The sequence below is a fragment of the Streptococcus thermophilus genome, from assembly GCF_010120595.1.
Taxonomy (GTDB): Bacteria; Bacillota; Bacilli; order Lactobacillales; family Streptococcaceae; genus Streptococcus; species Streptococcus thermophilus.
This window is the reverse complement of the sequence record NZ_CP038020.1, coordinates 1204882-1223844: the sequence shown is the minus strand read 5'-3', so window position 1 is coordinate 1223844 and position 18963 is coordinate 1204882. Positions and strand designations below refer to the sequence as shown.

The window sequence follows — 18963 nt, the reverse complement described above, 5'->3', positions numbered from 1 at the left end:
AGGAACTCTTGACAATCATCTTAACTCAAAATTTGATTATTTCAAGCCTGGTGCTTGTCCAAGTTCTGCAGTCAACATCCAGATCGTCTTATCAATTTCTGATTTTGCATCCGTAAAGATATCATTTGAAGGAACATCTCCTTCTTCATCTGTGATATCCAAGCCAACTTGGAACAAGACAGACAAGTATTTGTATATATCAACCAATAGCTGAATTCGATCAGACATTGGTTGATCAAATGTACCAGTAGTTTCAGTCAAACCTGAATTAGATGAAAACTCTATCAAAGTTGAGTATGGTTCACCACCAATGGTAATCAAACGCTCACTAATCTTATCAAGATGGGAATTCAAACTATCCATTAATTCATCCATTTTTGGGTGAAGATAAAGGAAACCAGGACCACGCATATACCAATGAACTTGATGCACAATAGAAGCTGCTACAGACAAATCGGCAACCGCTTGATTTAATACTGCTTTGGTTTTTGTGTTTGTTGGTGTCTCTGCTTGATGGTTAACTGTTTCCTTGATTGTTTCTTTAATTGAATCTGTCATATTCTTTCTCCTTATTTAGAACCATTATTGTTTATGTCTATATTTTAAAATATTTATAAATAAAATACAAGTAAAACGCTTTTTCTGTCTTTTTTCGAATAGTTAGGTATGCTTAGTATTTTATATTTTTTTCTTGGTACCTCTTTAGGCTCGTTTATTGGATTGATTTGTGATCGTTTTCCTGAGAAGTCGATTATTTTTCCTAGAAGCCATTGCAATCAGTGTGGGCATCCGTTACGTTTTTTCGAAATGATTCCGATCCTATCACAACTTTTCTTAAGGTTCAAATGTCGGTTATGTCAAAGCCACCAAAAGTAGAGCCGTGACTTCCATAAAATCATCTTAACTCAAAATTTGATTATTTCAAGCCTGGTGCTTGTCCAAGTTCTGCAGTCAACATCCAGATCGTCTTATCAATTTCTGATTTTGCATCCGTAAAGATATCATTTGAAGGAACATCTCCTTCTTCATCTGTGATATCCAAGCCAACTTGGAACAAGACAGACAAGTATTTGTATATATCAACCAATAGCTGAATTCGATCAGACATTGGTTGATCAAATGTACCAGTAGTTTCAGTCAAACCTGAATTAGATGAAAACTCTACCAAAGTTGAGTATGGTTCACCACCAATGGTAATCAAACGCTCACTAATCTTATCAAGATGGGAATTCAAACTATCCATTAATTCATCCATTTTTGGGTGAAGATAAAGGAAACCAGGACCACGCATATACCAATGAACTTGATGCACAATAGAAGCTGCTACAGACAAATCGGCAACCGCTTGATTTAATACTGCTTTGGTTTTTGTGTTTGTTGGTGTCTCTGCTTGATGGTTAACTGTTTCCTTGATTGTTTCTTTAATTGAATCTGTCATATTCTTTCTCCTTATTTAGAACCATTATTGTTTATGTCTATATTTTAAAATATTTATAAATAAAATACAAGTAAAACGCTTTTTCTGTCTTTTTTCGAATAGTTAGGTATGCTTAGTATTTTATATTTTTTTCTTGGTACCTCTTTAGGCTCGTTTATTGGATTGATTTGTGATCGTTTTCCTGAGAAGTCGATTATTTTTCCTAGAAGCCATTGCAATCAGTGTGGGCATCCGTTACGTTTTTTCGAAATGATTCCGATCCTATCACAACTTTTCTTAAGGTTCAAATGTCGGTTATGTCAAAGCTCTATCCCATACCGTTATCTCTTCTTGGAATTGTTTTGTGGAGGAATACTTCTTCTTTATTTCTATAACTACCTAGATTTTGGAAGAACCTATTTGCTTTTTTTCAGTCTTTGTCTAACTATTTTTGATTTAAAAAATAAATCATATCCCCTTCTAATTTGGATTCTTGGAACACTACCTCTCCTATGTTTGGGAAACCACTACCTCACTTTTAGCTTAGGAATAAGTTTAGCCGTTCTGTCATATATCAAACGTTTAAATATTGGTGAAGGTGATTTTCTCTATTTGGCCAGTGTCTCCCTCATTTTCCCATTTTCCAAAATACTAATAGCTATTGAACTAGCTTGCTCATTTGGGCTTATGTACTTCCTAGTACGTAAAAACCCTAATGAAACAGTCGCTTTTGTCCCATTTCTCTTTATTAGTGTTCTAATTCTTACCTTCATGTAATAGTATAGAAAAAAAGCCGAAATAATCGGCCTTTTCAGTATTAATTCATATTGACACGGTGCCATTCATTAATAACATAAGCGAGCATCCCCAATTGTTGAAGACCCCAACCGCTAATTTCATCTGATTCCTCAGTTGAACCACCAAGGTAACCGGTATAGATTGCTACCATATAAGGTGTATCTTCCATGACAATAGCATCAACGTTGAGTGCTTCACGAACGTAGCCTGGTTTTTGATAGATGGTTAAACCAGGAAGATAAGTTTTGTAGTATTCATTTGGGAAAGACTCACCAATATAGTGGAGAATATTCTTATAATTCTCTTGGTGTTTCCAAAGGTAATCCAAGACTTGGATGTAATAATCCGTTGTTGTCTTATTACCATGCATTTGAATAGTTTTAACTTTCCCTTTTGACTTACCGTATTTATCAAGCATGCCATAGAATTTTTCCATACCGCCAAGACGTTCTGCCAATGCATAGGCAGGCGTATTCTCAGAATAAACTAGAGAATATTCTTGCATCTCTGGGATGGTCATTGCACCACCAAAGGAGGCAACATACTTATCATGTTCTCCTTGATATTCATATTCAGTATTATTAATATCAAAACGTTCAGTTAAAGAAAGCTTCCCTCTATTAACCTCATCCATAACAAGCATGTTTAGTGGCAATTTGTAGGTTGATCCTGCAGTCATTGGCTGAGTATCATTCATAGAGAATTGCTCATTTGTCTTGGTATTTTTATATGAGAAGGCAATTTGGCTAGACTCGATTCCCTGATCAGCCATAAATGCTTCAACCACTTGGTTCAATGTCATGTTAGCATAATCATAATACAATCCATTAGCATACATCGTATCTGCATCTGCTTCCATGACTGCTTTTTTAGCTTCAGCTGACTTGTTGGTTGGAGTTACCTTTTCCTCTTTTTTCTTATCCTCTTTTTTAGTTACCTTAGAGTTAGAACCAAAAATGTTCCCAAGGTCCCCAGTGTGACCAGCCTGTTTTCCTCGCCCTGCTAAGGCAAGCATAGCAACAAACACAAGAATAACTACTACACCCAGAAGAATTAAGATAAGATAAGGTTTCTTATCATCACTGAATGATTTCGCTCTAGATTTTTTAGAGCGTTTACTTCTAAGTAATAAGGTTTCAGTTTTTTCTTCTTTTTCCTTGTGTCCTACTGGTACCGATGTTTCCTCAACTGGTTTCTTTTCTACTGATTTTTTAGAAACCTTTTTCTTATCTTTTTTGTTATTCTTCTCGTCGCTTCTTTCGACATCTTTTTTACTATCTTTACTGTCTTTCTTAACGTCTTTTTGAAGGTCTTGTTTTAGCGAATCTTTCTTCTTATATTTAGTTTTTTGGCGGCTTCCACTATACTTTTCACTTGAATATTTTTTCTTTTTTTCATACCAATTATAGTTTAAGCTATAATAGTACAAAAAGCAAGGAGATTTTACAACCATATTACAAAAAAAGGCTCTATAATTTCTGTAGTGGGTAAAACTACTGTAGGGATTATAGAGCTTTTTGAGTGTACACAAAAAGTCCCATAAGAACTATAATGAAAAGCAACCAAACCATCATTAGGAAGAACTTATGAGACTTATTAAGAATAACACAGAATTAATCGGAATCAAAGACCAAAATATCAAGATTTCACTTGTTTTTGAAACTGACACTCATATCGAGATTCAAGCAAAACTTGATTACCCTGCACCATCATGTCCTCATTGCCATGGAAAGATGATCAAGTACGACTTTCAAAAGCCTTCTAAAATCCCTCTTCTCGAGCAAGCGGGAACGCCAACTCTACTACGTCTGAAAAAACGTCGTTTCCAGTGTAAAAATTGTAGGAGAGTAACGGTGGCTGAGACATCTATCGTTGAGAAAAACTGCCAAATCTCCAATCTAGTCCGACAAAAAGTTACACAACTCCTAACTGAGAAGGTGTCACTAACTGATATTGCAAGAAGACTTCGCGTGTCGACGTCCACTGTCTATCGTAAGCTTGATTAGTTTACTTTCAAGGAACATTATGACAAACTCCCTGCTGTTATGTCCTGGGATGAGTTTGGGTTCAAGAAAGGGGAATTGGCTTTTGTGGCTCAAAACTATGAGACAATCCAACTCATAACCATCCTTGATAATCGCCGCCAAACTACTATACGAAACTACTTTTTGAAGTATCCATTGAAAGTCCGACAACAGGTACAGTTTATCACGATGGATATGTCTGGAGCTTATATTCCACTGGCTCGCAAGCTCTTTCCAAACGCAAAAATCGTTCTTGATCGTTTCCACATCATCCAGCACCTTGGACGTGCCTTTTTAAAGACAAGAATTGCAATTATGAACCAGTTCGATAAGAAGTCACTACCCTATCGAGCCTTGAAAAATCACTGGCGACTCTTCCAAAAGGACAGCCGTAAACTATCTCTCAACTCTTTTTATTCAAAGACTTTCCGCCAAACTTTAGCACCACATGAAGTTGTTGCGAAGACACTAGTCTTTTCAAAAGAGCTTACTGACTACTATACACTTTATCAGCTTTTGCTTTTTCACTTTCAGGAGAAGAGAGTAGATGAGTTCTTTGAACTGATAGAGGAAAATAGGAGCAAGGTCAATCATTATTTTCAAACTGTCTTTAGGACTTTTCTTAGACACAAGCAATACATCAAAAACGCACTAGAAACGGACTATTCAAACGCGAAACTTGAAGCGACTAATAAGTTGATCAAAGACATCAAATGTTTGGGCTTCGGTTTTAGAAACTTTATCAACTTTAAGAAGCGTGTCTTCATCACACTGAACATACATAAAAAAAGGACCTATCCGGTCCTCTCTAGATGTTAGCTTTTCGTCACCCACTACAGTTGACAAAGAGCCCAAAAAAAACACCCTCAAGACTGAGGATGATTCTAGACTTATTTAGCTTCTGCGTAAAGCTCAGCAACTTTATTCCAATTGATGATTTCAAAGAAGGCTTTGATGTAGTTTGGACGTACGTTACGGTATTTTAGGTAGTAAGCATGTTCCCAAACATCAAGTGCCAAGATTGGTTTTTTACCGTCTGAGATAGGTGTATCTTGGTTGGGAGTTGAAACAACTTCAAGTTTACCTTCTGCGTTAACCACAAGCCATGCCCACCCTGAACCAAAACGAGTTGTCGCTGCCGTAGTGAAAACTTCTTGGAAAGCTTCAAATGAACCGAATGCTTCGTTAATAGCGGCTGCTACTTCTGCAGTTGGTTCTTGTTTTTCTGGTGACAAAAGTTCCCAGAAAAGTGCGTGGTTAAGATGTCCACCACCATTGTTAATAAGTGCTTGACGGATGTCTGCTGGAATTTTTTCTACATCAGCCAAAAGCGCTTCAAGGTCCTCACCAATTTCAGGGTGTTTTTCAAGCGCAGCATTAGCATTCGCCACGTAAGTTGCATGGTGTTTGTCATGATGAAGAGTCATTGTTTCAGCATCAATGTATGGTTCCAAAGCATCGTAAGCGTAAGGAAGATCTGGAAGGATAATAGCCATAGTAAAGGTCCTCTTTTCATTTTTTTCCATCTTACCATAAAGTGATAGAGCTTTCAAAAATTTTGCTTACAAAATCTTGGAAATTTCCATTTTTTTAGCTGTTTGACGCTATTTTTAAAAGTGCTAAATCAAGTAGATAATCTTTATCTAAAGTTCCTGTTTTTATCTGGTAGTCTGTCTCAACCAGAGTCTTAATCGTTGTCTTTAAAAATGCAACTGATAAATGACGACTATCTCTTATAGCATAGCGAACCTGAAATGGATTAACTTTCCGACTTAGATAGTCTGAAAGACTTGAAACAATTTGTTGCTCGCTTTTACCTTGAGCAGATAACAATTTGACTTGCAGATAGGTGCGGAATTGTCCCAACATAACAGCAATCAACTTAATCTCATCTTCTCCTTGCAATCGTAAATCATGAACCAATTCACGAACATCTTGAATCTGTCCTCTCAAAAGAAGTTGAGTCATATCAAAAATGTTATCTTGTAAACTTTTAGGAATAGCCTCCGTAATGTCTTGCGATGAGATATTCCCTTCAGTTTTATATCCTTTTAAAAACGCCAGATTCTTTTGAATATCTGAAAAATCAAAACTTGACTTGACTAAGAGTTCCTCAAATACCCCTTTATCAAAAGTGAGTCCCTCTTGATGTGCCTGTTTTTGAAAATAAGTTCTAAGCTCTGTATCCTTTAAAGAGTTAGCTTCAAGTACCAAAGCATCACGTTTTAGGAGTTTAACCAACCGACGCTTCCCATCGAGCTTTCCAGAAGCCATTAATACAAGACGTGTTGTTTCTACAGGTGATTGAAGATAATTTTCAAGACGTTTCAATGCTTTTTCATCTAGATAAGACTTTTTAGCAGTCGTCATATCTGCGAAATGATCAAAAATAACTACCTTTTCATCTGCAAAAAAAGGCATACTTTCCAAATCGAGTTCAGCATCCTGATAATCAGTCTCGGACATATCAAAATAGGAATAGGTCAAGTCGCTTGAATCAAATCCAATTTGTTTTAAAAATTTTTCTTTAGCTTGACTATACTGACCTAAATCCTCGCCAGCCAAGACAGTTATCTTAGGAAGTTTTTCTCTGCTCAGCTTTTCAATCGTTTCCATAGCAATCATGGTTATATTATACCAGAATTTTCATTATAACAAAAAGCTCACCACCGAAGCGATGAACTTTACTTTATTAACCAGAGTTTCGAAGTCCTGTTGCAATACCATTGATAGTAATATGAATAAGACTAATTTCGTCATCAGTCAGATTATTATTACGAAGCCGTTTAATCAATTCAATTTGGATGTAGTTCAAGACGTTGAAGTATGGCAATCGGAAATCCAAACTCGCTTTAAGAAATGGGCTTTCTTCAAGGAAGTCATCATGTTTTTCAATAGCAAGAATGACATTCTTAGTCAGCTGCCACTCATCCAAAATGATGTTAAAGACGCTACGAACTTCTTCACTCTCTGCCAACTGTGCATAGTGGAAGGCAATATTCATATCTGATTTTGAAAGCACCATATCCACGTTAGACAAAAGTGAACGGAAGAATGGCCATGTTTCAAACATGTGTTGAAGTTTTTCAAGGTTTCCTTCTTCAGCTTCAATATAGTGATTAAAGGCAGAACCCACACCATACCAACCTGGTAACATGATACGGTTTTGTGACCATGAGAATACCCAAGGAATAGCACGAAGTCCTGAAATATCAGTAATAGTCTTACGAGCAGCTGGACGAGAACCAATATTTAAACTTGATACTTCCTTGATTGGACTTGCTTCAAAGAAGTATTCATAGAAATGTTCATTTCCGAAGACAAGATCTCGATAAACACCATTAGAATCTTGAACAATACTATCCATAATTTCACGGAAATCAACCAATTCATCAGGATCAGTAATTTGGCGTGTTACCATGCGATCAAGCGTAGCTGAAACTAGCATTTCAAGATTGTAGTAAGCTGCATCCTTATTGCCATATTTATTACCGATAACCTCACCTTGCTCCGTCAAACGGATACGGTCTTTAATAGTACCAAATGGTTGAGAAGTAATAGCATCGTAAGATGGGCCACCACCACGACCAACTGTACCACCACGGCCATGGAAGAAGGTAATTTTAATGCCACGCTCTTCACCAATCTTGGTCAATTCGTTCTGAGCCTTGTAAAGCGTCCAACCTGAAGACAAGTAACCACCATCTTTGTTTGAATCTGAGTAACCCAACATGATTTCTTGGTAGTTATTGCTATTCTTAATCCATCGTTTAACAATATCATAACCAAGGTATTGTTTCATGATTTCATTAGAGTTTTCCAAGTCTTCGATGGTTTCAAACAGTGGAACGATTTGGACACGCGCACGCTCAGTATCAACTAAACCAACTTCTTTAAGAAGGATGGCTAACTCAAACATATCTGAGACGCTCTCAGTGTGAGAGATGATATGTTGTTTGATGACTTCTTCACCAAGATAGTCCTTCAAAAGACGAGCAGTACGGAAGATAGCTAATTCTTTTTCAAGCGTTTCAGACTTAGATACATTTGTTGATGATAAGGTACGTGGATCTTCTTGCAATTCTTTGAGAAGAACAGCAACCTTTTCAACCTCTGTCAATTCACTGTAGTTGTCAACAATGTTTGCAGATTTAAGCAACTCTGCCACACAAGCTTCATGAACGCTTGAATCCTGACGCATATCAATTGTTGCAAGGTAGAATCCAAAGACCTCAACAGCTTGAAGAAGCTCTTCGAAATCACCGGAAATCAAGACAGAATCATCATTTTCGAGAAGTGAATTTTTAATTGCCAAAAGATCGTCATGGAATGCTTCAGCTGTTTCATAAAATTCGGTAGTTTGTTGTGAGACAGCTTGAAGACTTTGGCTGAGACGGTCATGCACAAAATCAGCTACTACTTCACCTGTTGAGACTGAGCCAAGACGAACATTTTCAGAAAGACGCTTAGCAACTCGTTCCTTGCTAAAGTTACCTGCTTTGAAGAAAAGAAGCGTCTGAATCAATTTAGATTGAATGTAACTGAAAGCACGACGGTATGGTTCGTTTTCACGGTAGACAGATGTATCTGGAGAAAGTTTCGCCATTTCTGCTACTGTTTCTGAAACTTCAGTCAAACGTGATGAGAGTGAGAATGAGCGGTAAAGGTTAACAACTTTTTCAATATAGTAATTGAGGATAACTTCACTTTGTAATGTCGCACAAAGTTTAAGAGTTTCTGCCGTTACAAATGGGTTCCCGTCACGGTCACCACCAATCCACATTCCCATTGTAATAGGTGTTGGATTATCAAGTTCGATACCTTTTTCAACCGCTAAACGTTTGAATTCGTGCGATAGCTTGCTAATCGCCTTAATCAATGAGGAGTTGTAATACTCCATAACGTTAGTGATTTCGTTTTTAACTTTAAGTTTCTTCTCACGAATGATATCCGTTTTCATCATAATCTCTACATAACGACGCAAATCCGCATACCATTTATCCTTATTAATAAGACCATCCTTAACGTCACGATGCTTACGGAGAAGTTCGTGAATGTGGTTAGTCAATTCAAGCATGGTTTTACGTTGAACCTGGGTTGGGTGAGCTGTCAATACCGGCACGACATTAACATTTTCAAGAATGTCACGCGCATTGTCGCTTTCAGCGACAACATCAAAGGTTTCAGACAACTTACCTAAATAAGATTCATCAATATTATTTTTTCGGTTGACTTCATAAGCCAAATCCACGTCCTCAGAGATATTAATCAAGAGAGGTAACAAAGAGAAATAACGTGATGCAACGACCATATCATCATTTGTCATTTCTGAAATGGCTTGTGTAAGGGCCTCATAGTCACCTTCATCATAAAGTTCAACCAAATGTTGGATAGTCGTGAGGCCTTGCTCACCAGCCATGCCTCGTGTTGCATCATCCAACAATTCTTTCAAGATACCAACTTCTTCAGAGATGATTTCCTGGTTGTTACTGCTTTCCAATTTGTTAAAAGCCAAACCGTATTCTCCTTACTTTATGTAGTACCCTTTTATGATATCACTTTTAAAACAAAAGTAAACTGTTTTTCTGTAAATCGTCAGCTATTTTGCAATTTTCTGACTTTTATTGAAAAAAATTATTAGTCCTATTTCCGAACTTTATAAAAAAAGACTCTGAATTAGAGTCTAAAATCTTAATTATACTTTTCTTGGTAGAATTTGATTTCATCACCATCTTGAACTTTAAGTTGATTAGCAGCTTTCTCACCGATTTTTCCATTGACATCAAACATCCAATAAATCCCCTTCTCCTTGTCTTGAGAAATTCCATCAATTTCAGTAATAAAACCATCATTTTCTTGAACAGGATATATTTCTTTTAAAACATCAAGTACCGTATCACCTTTTTTGAATTCTACGGATTTTTTCTTACTTTCCTTTTCAGTTTTTAAAATCAAAGTAACCTGGCCTTGACCCTTAGACTGATGATTGTTTGTGCTACTAGTAGGTTTAGCAGACTCATTTTTTCCACAAGCGCCTAAAGTAACAAGAGAAAAGGCAAGAGCTAAACATATCAATAATTTTTTCATTTCAAAAGTCTCCTAAAAATAGACTGAATAAATGGATAGAATAGAAGCGTCGATACTGCATGATAAGTATCATAAAGAAGTCCAGAAACAACAAAGGTAAGACCGCTCTTAAATAGGAGGCCATAACTATAATCCAAGAGAACTCCGTAGAGAAAGGATAAAATAGTTACTAAAGCAATCTGCCAAACAAGTGATAACCTAGGTGCAATCAAGCTCCAAAGAGCCATCAAAATGCCGAAGGCCAAGATTTGATTAAAAACCCAGGGACCAAACCCAAAGATGAATCCTGAGATTGACATGGTCAAAGCCATAATCAAGAAACCATCTACTAACCCCAAATAAAGGACAGACACAAAAAACATAGCTGTGATAGGCTGAATATTTGGCAATCCTATAAATGCTGACCGCAATCCTACTGCCAGTGCTGACAAAATGGCTATCCGAGCCATTCGTTGAATCGTTAGTTTCATATATCTATTATGCCAGAAATAAGTTGAATTGACTAGGTATGATACTTATTTATTTAATTAAAAAAGAAAATAACTGCTAAAAGAAAGAGGCCAATCACATGATTAGCCTTCCCTGAGTTACATTTGTTTCAAGCGTTCCACCCGTTCTGAAATTGGTGGGTGAGTATAAAAGAGCTTCTGTAAACCAGATTCTTTTTTAGGGTCATTGATAAAGAGGGCTGCGCTAGCATCATCCACGTGATGTTGCATTGGCGCACTATTATCAAGTTTGAGCAGAGCGTTAATCATACCTTGTGGGTTACGTGTCAATTCGACGCTAGAAGCATCAGCTAAAAATTCACGCTGGCGTGAAATAGCCAACTGAACCAAGGTAGCTGCCAAAGGCGCCAGAATAATGGCAATCAAAGAAATAATGAGAAGAATAATTTCCAAGCCACTACTTCCATTACGATCATCATCATTACGACGACGGCCTCCACCCCAGAACATCATATTGCGGGCCATACCAGATAGCATGGTGATGGCAGATGCCAAGGCAACTGCAATGGTCGAAATACGGATGTCATAGTTACGAATATGACTCACTTCATGTCCAATAACCCCTTCAAGTTCCTCACGATTCATAACCGTAAGAAGACCTGTCGTAGCAGCTACTGCCGCATTTTTAGGGCTAGACCCCGTAGCAAAAGCATTCATTGAAGGATCATCGACAATAAAGACACGTGGCATCGGTATTTGTGCCACCATAGCCATATCCTCAACAACATGATAAAGGTTCGGAGCGGTTTGTTCATCAACCTCTCGTGCACCGTTCATAGCCATAACGACATTAGTTGATTGGAAAATCATGGTAACGGCATAGATAAAACCGATAACTAGAGCAAGAATCAGACCACCGAAGCCTGAACCTAACCAAAGATAGCCAACACCGTAACCAACAAGGCCCAACAAGAGGAAAAAGACAAGGAGCAAAAGCCAAGTCTTTCTCTTATTTCGAGCAATTTGATCAAATAACATATTAGTTACCTAGTCCACTGAAATCAACCTTAGGCACAGCTTTTTCTTCTTCTGGTGTTTCAAGGAATTCAGCAGCCTTAAAGCTAAACATCTTGGCAATAAAATTGCTTGGGAATGTTTCCAATTTCACATTGTAGTTACTTGTTACACTGTTATAAAGTTGGCGTGAATAGGCAATTTTGTTTTCAGTGTTCGTCAACTCTTCTTGAAGCTGACTGAAGTTTGCACTGGCCTTAAGGTCAGGGTAACTTTCAGCAACCGCAAAGATTCCAGAAACCTGGCGTGTCAATTCATCACTAGCACGCATCGCTTCTGCAGGTGAAGTTGCAGCTGCTACTTGATTACGAAGTTCTGTTACTTTTTCAAGCGTTGAACCTTCGTATTTTGCATACCCTTTAACAGTTTCAATCAAGTTAGGAAGAAGGTCATTACGACGTTTCAATTGAACATCAATTTGACTCCACGCCTCCTTGGTTTGCATGCGGCTATTAACCAAGCCGTTATAACTTGCAATAACAAAAATCACGAGAACAACAATAATGGCAATAATAATCCAAATCATATTTTTTATTCCTTTCTTATACCTAAAGAAAGTCCGTACGACTTCTCTTACAAGTATCTTTAATAGTCTTAGTATATCAAATTTTCAGATAAAAGTGATAGAATGTGAGTTTTTTTTTTACTCTTTAGACGTGTGTCGTTTGCCTTGGGCTAGGGCATCTGCTTCTGTCATAGTAACTACATTTGCTTTGTTGGTGTTGCTAGGCATACTATTGATGTCATACCAATAAACATCTGCTCTTCCATGACGCGCCACATAAGCTGTTCTACTTTCTTCCTGTGTAGGTTGCACAGGATCTGGCTCAGAACTTGGTTGTTCAGTCACCTGTGAACTCTCAGAACTAGGCTCAGATGGTGCTTCAGTAAATTCAGTTACCGTATTTGTTGCTGTCCCATCTGCATAATTGATTTCTGCATTTGGTGATTGATTATCTAAGACAACATGTGTAACTCCCTGACTATCAAGAGTCTCCTTATCTCCACCAAGTTTAATTTCCAAGAGATTTCCAGAACTATCGATACCAACATACTGAAGTTCCACCTGACGAGGCAACAACTCGTATCCACTGTAGATAGCTGTTACCTTATAATCTAACCAATAGTTAGGGTGGAGTACCAGCCAGTTATCCAAGCGATTCTCGTAATAAAGCATGCCTGACTGATTACCTTCGTCGGTTCCTTTATAATTTCCAGAGTTCAACCAGGCAGTCATAGGTACTAAATTCTTGCCCTCGTCATTGACACCAGAAAACTGATAGCCAATCAAATGTCCTCGATTCATTAACCAAGATTTTGATTTACCATCACCATAATAAAACTTATAGTTATGCCATCCTACAGGATCATATTTTATTTTACCGGGGCGTTTATTCTTTGACTCGTCCTTATCTTGTAACTGTATATGAGCACTGTGGGCACGTCCTAACTGGTCCTTTTCCTCCATGACAAACTGCTTTTGACCATTAAAAGCTAATATACCATTGTTCTCATCCGCTTGAGCTACTTGAGAGCTTACAGTCAACGATTGTTTGCTAGTATCAACTGAAAATCCAAATCCTAAAGTAAATACTAAAAGAAGAAGAGCAAATAATAGTCTAAAAATGTCGCACAAAAAGGTAATTTCTTTCACGTGTAAGAAAGAGAAAACTCTAAATTTCCATAAAGGCTTATTTAGCAAGATTTATCGGCTAAAACAATCAAATTGTTTTAAATCTGTTTTCTCAGATTTCTGTCAAACGTTTGACAATCTTTTTTTTAATTTTACGATTCAAAGTATTATTTTCCGAATGTTTAAGTATTGCAAATGTCAAATACCTAAAAATAAAAAAAGAGACAAAAACTGCCTCTGACTTTTCAAATAAATGTTTATTCCTAACTGATTCTTACGATAACAATGTCTCTAGTTCCTCAACCGATAAACCAGTCACATCTGATACTACCTCTAGTGACAGGCCTTTTGAGAGCATCTTGCGAATCAACTCTAGACGCTCCTCATAACGACCTTTCTCCAAGCCTACTTCACGTGCTTCATCGATAGCTGTTTCCATAGTCATGTCATAATTTTCTTGAATACGTATGTGTTCATCAATCATCGCCTTTTCCTCCTGTGTCCAGCTGGATGAATCCAGTAATGAATCGGCATGCGTGACCGCTTGACTAGGTTCCTTAGAAAATGGGAGATTTCCAAAAAACTCTAGCCACTGCCGCCCTTCATCCGTAATATGTTTACCTTTATTATACTTATCCAACTCTAAAAAGGCAATCTGAAGAAGGTTCTGACGTTTACCGTCCTTATAGTAAGAATTCAAAGGCTTGCCCGTCCGACTATTGGCCATCCAATAAGTATTAATCGGGGACTCCTCATCAGGCAACAAGGTCTTCTCCAAGATAGCTATACCATAGACCGGCTCCATCTGCTCATACATCTTATGCATCTGTCCTTGTTGGCGTAATTGTTACACATTTTCCACCAGCTGGTTAGCCAAATAATAATGAAAACGATTGAGAAAATAATGCTGCTTACGCACCTGAATCTCAATAATGACCTCAGCTCCATCATTCAACTTAGCCCGAACATCCACCGAGGTTGAAAAGAGCTCATCCTCGTCAAAGCCCTTTTTATGAAGCTGCGTCCCCTCCAAAATCTGAGCGTCCACAACATCCAAATCCAAAATATCTCGAATGAAAGCCACCGTCACCTCAGGTAGACTGAAAATCTTCTTAGCCATGATATCCAAGGTCGGTGAGACATGCTTGTGTCTTTTTTCCATTTACCTCTCCTTAAGAAAAAATAGAGGGTTGGTCCCTCTACTTCTATTATTCGGAAAAAGCAAATGAGAGTTTGCAACTACCCCTTAAATGCTTTCACAAAAGCCTTGAGTTCTTCGTCTGCTTCTGGTGTGGTTCCATGAAGCTGGCCAAGCATATCAAGAAGGGAGGCTGTCTGACTTTCGATCGTCGCATTGGTCTGATTAATCTTAGCCACAATCTCGGTCAAGGGCTCCACTTCTTCTTCCTCAAAGGTATCCACATAACGAGGAATATTAAGGTTGTAGTCATTTTCCACAATCTCTTCAAAGCTAGCCAGATGGGCAAACTTGTCCATATCCTCACGGCTCTTATAGGCACTGAGAATCTTCTCAATATGAGCATCCGTCATGATGTTCTGATTTTTCCCCTTATCAAACTCCTTAGAGGCATCGATAAAGTAAACATCACGATTGGTGCGGTTCTTTTTGAGAATGATAACCGTCGTTGGAATACTGGTGTTAAAGAAGATATTAGCAGGTAGACCAATAACCGTATCAATAGCTCCTTCTTCCAACAAAGCCTTACGAATAGTCCCTTCGGCATTACCACGGAAGAGTACCCCATGAGGTAGGACGATGGCCATAACACCATTGTCTTGTTTCAAGTGATAGTAACCATGCAAGAGGAAGGCAAAATCAGCCTTAGACTTAGGTGCTAGTTTCCCAAATGGTGAGAAACGAGGATCATCCACGAAACCTGAGCTAGCAGACCACTTGGCTGAATAAGGTGGGTTCATGAGAACCCCATCAAAGTTAGTCGGCTCTTGAGTTGGCCAATCCTCATCCAAGGTATCAGCGTTGTGTAAAAACTGATTTTCAATCGGCACACCATGCAGAATCATGTTCATACGTGCCAGGTTATAAGTTGATGTGTTCAACTCTTGACCAAAGTAAACCACTGTCTGTGGTTGACGTGAATAGCGTTTGGCATTAAGCAAGAGCGAGCCTGACCCCATAGTCGCATCATAAAGGGTAAAGCCTTGCTTGTCCTCACGTCCTAAAAAGGCAATCTGCGTCATGAGCTTGGCAACAGGTTGCGGTGTATAGAACTCACCAGCTTTTTTACCTGAATCCGTCGCAAACTGACCAATCAGGTACTCATAAGCATCACCAAGCATATCACCAGCATGACCTGCCACATCTAGTACTGCCAACTCTTTCATCACAGCCGCAACCGTTTGGTTTTGCTTTTGAGGAGTCGCTCCAAGTTTCTTAGAATAAAGGTCAATGTCTTCAAAAAGGTTTTCATAAAGCTCGTCACTCTGCTCAATATTACGGAAGCCCTGAGCCAAGTCCTCCAGCTGGAAGCTTCCATCATTCACTCGCTCTACCAAGGCCGTAAAGGTCAAGTCAGGATGAATGGCATAGCTCATTTCATCAGTGATGACTGACAAGAGGTCCTCGTGAGTCTCCTCATCCTCATAGTATTTGCGATAGACTGCCAGTGCCTCTTCCAAGCTTTCTGTCTCCTCCTCCATGGTCTCTGCCACGAAAAAGAGCATCTTGTCCGACAAATACTTGTAAAAGACCATGCCCAAGAGATATGACTTATAGTCGTTAGCATCCATCTTAGAGCGGAGCACATCCGCTGAGTTCCACAGGGCTTGGTAAAGCGACTGGGAGGTTTGTGTTGTTTCTGACATAATGTTTCTTTCTTTGTATTTTTGAATGTTATCCTATTAGTTCTAATAGCCTATCACGTTTGTTTCCACTTCCTTGATTACCTCATCTGAAATCTCAGAAAGAGGAAGTTGGTAAATAGTATTTTGACGTGGATTGAAAATGCCTAGTTTTTCAATAGTTTGAAACTCTGGATGAATCGAACGCCTACCCATGAGATAGTAACTCAGTAGCTGCAAGGTATGGTTCTTATTAGGCTTGCTGGTGGTGACTTTAAAGTCCCAAAGGGTATCTTTGGTCAGGAAATCCCCATCACCAGTCGTTATGGTAGCTGTATAAGCCCCTTCCATGGTAAAACCATCCGCAGTCACAGGGCCAAAGGCCTTGAAGAAGCTCAAACTACGCTCAACCATGATACGAATATTCGAAATGGTAGCTTGATCTGGGACAATACTCTCCACTGGACGATAAGCCAGAGGACCCGCACGAAAGGCACTATCAAAACCTGCCAACTGACAAGCCTTAGTAATCGACAAATCATCCAGCCTCTTAATATCATCCAGAAGACCAAAAGCCTTAGATTCCATCCTCATGACTCTAGCACCAAGCAAGGAAATCTCAAAAGCCTCCTCAACGGTTGTCCCATCCATGAAACGACTAAGATAGTCCACAGCAATCCCAACCAAACTAGCCGCAATAGACTCCTCAGGATTAAGAACTTGACCATCATCAAGCGTCGTCACTGTAAACGCCTTAACAGGCAGATAACCACCACGAGGCTGCTTAATCTGTTTAATACGTTGTGTTACTGATACCATGTTAGTCTCCTAGGTCGTAATAGTAATTTAACCAATCTTTCTCCAATCATCATCAATTTCATTCTTCGTGATAGTCCATGGTTCCTTAACGTCAAATAGCTTACTTTGATGATACCTGTCTTTAAAATCATAATAAGAAATCCAAACTTCATCAAATTCACAACCAACCTCATTGTAAGATATTCCAAAATCTAAATCATATCTTTTTAGCTCATAAGAATCTAACAAAAACGAATAAGCACCATTTTCTCCATATTGATAACTTTTTCCATTTTGTTCAAATCCACTATACTGAATCATTTTTGTAACAGGTGTTCCCTTACTATAAAGAACCAAATTCATATTTCTAATAATTTGTCTCTTTGATTTTGTATTATGAATTTCAACCCATAGTGGAACATCAAATGTCAATCCAATTCCTGAATGATGAAATCCCCAAGACTTCTGTGTTACCTTATTAAATACAGATTTAACATAAACATTGACACTTCCCCTACTAGATATGTAGTACTGAACAGCAGTTTGAAGTAAGAAGCCAATAAATGAACCAACTAATGAAAAAAGAGCCGAGTACATCACCAAAGTAACTTGAAAATTTTCAAATAAACTTGTCATCTTTATTCCTTCTAAATAAACATATCTTGCAAGAGTTTCTTTTTGAGTGTCTCAAGCTGCGAAATTTTTTCTTGGTAAGAATTAATGAGGTTATCGAGGTTTGAGAAATAGGCGCCAATGGCTTGTTGTTCTTCGAGAGTTGGAATTTGAATAATTGCTTCTTTTATATCATTCGAACTAATTGATTCAAACGTTGAACCTGTACTAAATTTATTCCAGAAACCAGTCATTTTCATTTTTTCTAAAGTATAAAAAATAAAGTCATTACCTTTTATTACTGCAACTCCACGCCCAATAACTACATTGTAATCCGTTTTACCAATATCACCAACAGGAGCTCTCACAGTTAGAATTATATCGCCAATTTCTGCCATTTTAGTAACTTCCGTCGTCCATAATCTAGGAACGACCTGCTTATCTTTAATATCTGCATTTCCTTGAACAAGAATATAATCATTCGGATTATCTGTATAGTTTTCTGACTTGGGAGATTGTCCCATTGTAATATTTGTAACTTCAGAGAGTATTTTATTTTCCCACTCACCATCAAATCCATCCAAACGAATTTCAGGAACGGTCTGTCCGGCTTTGGGAAACATCTTGGAGAGCATGGTCGTCTTAATAGATTGGTAGTTGGCGAGATTGTCCTTATAGCTAGATAGAAGGTCGTCGAGGGTGCGGAAAAGGGAGCCTATGGCGGATTGTTCTTCAATTGTAGGAATGAAAGTTTTTATAGAATAAAAATCACCATGGTTTAAGTCAGGTATAGTCGAATTTCCTGCTCTTATTAGTATTTCTTTTTGAACATCATATGATAGCAAAAGATAATATAAAAACAATTTGGCGGTATCATTTTTTTCATAAGTAACCTTAAAAAAATTATTATGAAAAGCACCCGAGACATTTGTAATCACTTTTCCTGTATTCCCAGTCCTAGTCATTAAAATATCATCTACAGTACAAATAACATTTTCAGATGGAGATTCAATATAATATTTTTTTCTAGAATTTGGATTTAAAAATTCATTTGTTATATAAAAATGCCTTGTTTCTGCATCTTCTGTAAATCTGTCCGATATTGCTATTTGTAACCCTTGAGATAATTTAGTAAAATCTTTAAATTTCTTCTTCTTCCACCTTTTTCTATAAATATTAAATCTAATTTTGGGGACATCTCTCTTATTTTTGACCTCCATATCTACTCCTTTACAATTATTAACAATCGGT

Annotated in this window: 16 protein-coding genes and 3 pseudogenes; 3 read left to right on the top strand and 16 right to left on the bottom strand. The window is 37.9% G+C overall.

Annotated features, from left to right (window positions below; translation table 11 throughout):
- Positions 1 to 36: 36 nt before the first annotated feature.
- A complete protein-coding gene (locus E3C75_RS06500) occupies positions 37 to 558 on the bottom strand; it encodes a Dps family protein (protein WP_111679541.1) in 522 nt (173 codons plus the stop codon).
- Positions 559 to 666: 108 nt separating this feature from the next.
- Here E3C75_RS06500 and E3C75_RS06495 point away from each other — a divergent pair.
- A pseudogene (locus E3C75_RS06495) lies at positions 667 to 864 on the top strand (prepilin peptidase); the annotation flags it as partial.
- Positions 865 to 916: 52 nt separating this feature from the next.
- On the opposite strand, the gene E3C75_RS06490 reads toward E3C75_RS06495, so the two are convergent.
- The gene (locus tag E3C75_RS06490) at positions 917 to 1438 is read right to left on the bottom strand and encodes a Dps family protein (RefSeq protein WP_011680999.1); all 522 of its coding nucleotides are present in this window, start codon (positions 1436 to 1438) and stop codon (positions 917 to 919) included.
- A gap of 108 nt (positions 1439 to 1546) precedes the next feature.
- Here E3C75_RS06490 and E3C75_RS06485 point away from each other — a divergent pair, with 108 nt between their 5' ends.
- A complete protein-coding gene (locus E3C75_RS06485; RefSeq protein ID WP_014608171.1) occupies positions 1547 to 2194 on the top strand; it encodes a prepilin peptidase in 648 nt (215 codons plus the stop codon).
- 40 nt (positions 2195 to 2234) lie between these two features.
- Here E3C75_RS06485 and E3C75_RS06480 read toward each other — a convergent pair whose 3' ends face one another.
- The gene (locus E3C75_RS06480) at positions 2235 to 3668 is read right to left on the bottom strand and encodes a serine hydrolase (protein ID WP_111679540.1); all 1434 of its coding nucleotides are present in this window, start codon (positions 3666 to 3668) and stop codon (positions 2235 to 2237) included.
- 133 nt (positions 3669 to 3801) lie between these two features.
- On the opposite strand from E3C75_RS06480, the pseudogene E3C75_RS06475 reads away from it, so the two are divergent.
- Positions 3802 to 5051, top strand: a pseudogene (locus E3C75_RS06475) (ISL3 family transposase).
- A gap of 78 nt (positions 5052 to 5129) precedes the next feature.
- On the opposite strand, the gene sodA reads toward E3C75_RS06475, so the two are convergent.
- From sodA to E3C75_RS06410, 13 genes and pseudogenes are all read right to left on the bottom strand, one after another.
- Positions 5130 to 5735: a superoxide dismutase SodA gene (gene sodA, locus E3C75_RS06470; protein ID WP_011680996.1), complete on the bottom strand. Its 606-nt coding sequence runs from the start codon at positions 5733 to 5735 to the stop codon at positions 5130 to 5132.
- 94 nt (positions 5736 to 5829) lie between these two features.
- On the bottom strand, positions 5830 to 6864 hold the full coding sequence (gene holA, locus E3C75_RS06465) for a DNA polymerase III subunit delta (protein WP_002946639.1): 1035 nt from the start codon (positions 6862 to 6864) through the stop codon (positions 5830 to 5832).
- A 67-nt stretch (positions 6865 to 6931) separates the two neighbouring features.
- Positions 6932 to 9754, bottom strand: a complete 2823-nt coding sequence (gene ppc, locus E3C75_RS06460; protein WP_111679539.1) for a phosphoenolpyruvate carboxylase — start codon at positions 9752 to 9754, stop codon at positions 6932 to 6934.
- A gap of 176 nt (positions 9755 to 9930) precedes the next feature.
- Positions 9931 to 10326, bottom strand: coding sequence for a DUF4430 domain-containing protein (locus tag E3C75_RS06455; protein ID WP_002950368.1), 396 nt, complete (start codon positions 10324 to 10326; stop codon positions 9931 to 9933).
- Positions 10323 to 10796 carry a membrane protein gene (locus E3C75_RS06450; protein WP_014608168.1) on the bottom strand — a complete coding sequence of 158 codons (474 nt, stop codon included), beginning with the start codon at positions 10794 to 10796 and terminating at the stop codon, positions 10323 to 10325. The genes E3C75_RS06455 and E3C75_RS06450 overlap by 4 nt, the downstream gene beginning before the upstream one ends.
- A gap of 117 nt (positions 10797 to 10913) precedes the next feature.
- On the bottom strand, positions 10914 to 11813 hold the full coding sequence (gene htpX / locus E3C75_RS06445; RefSeq protein ID WP_024009843.1) for a zinc metalloprotease HtpX: 900 nt from the start codon (positions 11811 to 11813) through the stop codon (positions 10914 to 10916).
- 1 nt (position 11814) lies between these two features.
- Positions 11815 to 12375, bottom strand: a complete 561-nt coding sequence (locus E3C75_RS06440; RefSeq protein WP_011680991.1) for a LemA family protein — start codon at positions 12373 to 12375, stop codon at positions 11815 to 11817.
- Between the two features lie 117 nt (positions 12376 to 12492).
- Entirely contained in the window at positions 12493 to 13494 is a 1002-nt protein-coding gene (locus E3C75_RS06435; protein ID WP_100273420.1) for a DNA/RNA non-specific endonuclease, read from the bottom strand.
- 262 nt (positions 13495 to 13756) lie between these two features.
- Positions 13757 to 14644, bottom strand: a pseudogene (locus tag E3C75_RS06430) (Rpn family recombination-promoting nuclease/putative transposase).
- Between the two features lie 77 nt (positions 14645 to 14721).
- Complete coding sequence (locus E3C75_RS06425) at positions 14722 to 16326, bottom strand: type I restriction-modification system subunit M (protein ID WP_111679538.1); 1605 nt, start codon at positions 16324 to 16326, stop codon at positions 14722 to 14724.
- A gap of 42 nt (positions 16327 to 16368) precedes the next feature.
- Entirely contained in the window at positions 16369 to 17121 is a 753-nt protein-coding gene (locus tag E3C75_RS06420) for a hypothetical protein (protein ID WP_111679537.1), read from the bottom strand.
- Positions 17122 to 17148: 27 nt separating this feature from the next.
- The gene (locus E3C75_RS06415) at positions 17149 to 17736 is read right to left on the bottom strand and encodes a hypothetical protein (RefSeq protein WP_059257337.1); all 588 of its coding nucleotides are present in this window, start codon (positions 17734 to 17736) and stop codon (positions 17149 to 17151) included.
- Between the two features lie 11 nt (positions 17737 to 17747).
- Positions 17748 to 18932 (bottom strand): restriction endonuclease subunit S, encoded by a 1185-nt coding sequence (locus E3C75_RS06410; RefSeq protein WP_111679536.1) that lies wholly within the window; start codon positions 18930 to 18932, stop codon positions 17748 to 17750.
- Positions 18933 to 18963 lie beyond the last annotated feature (31 nt).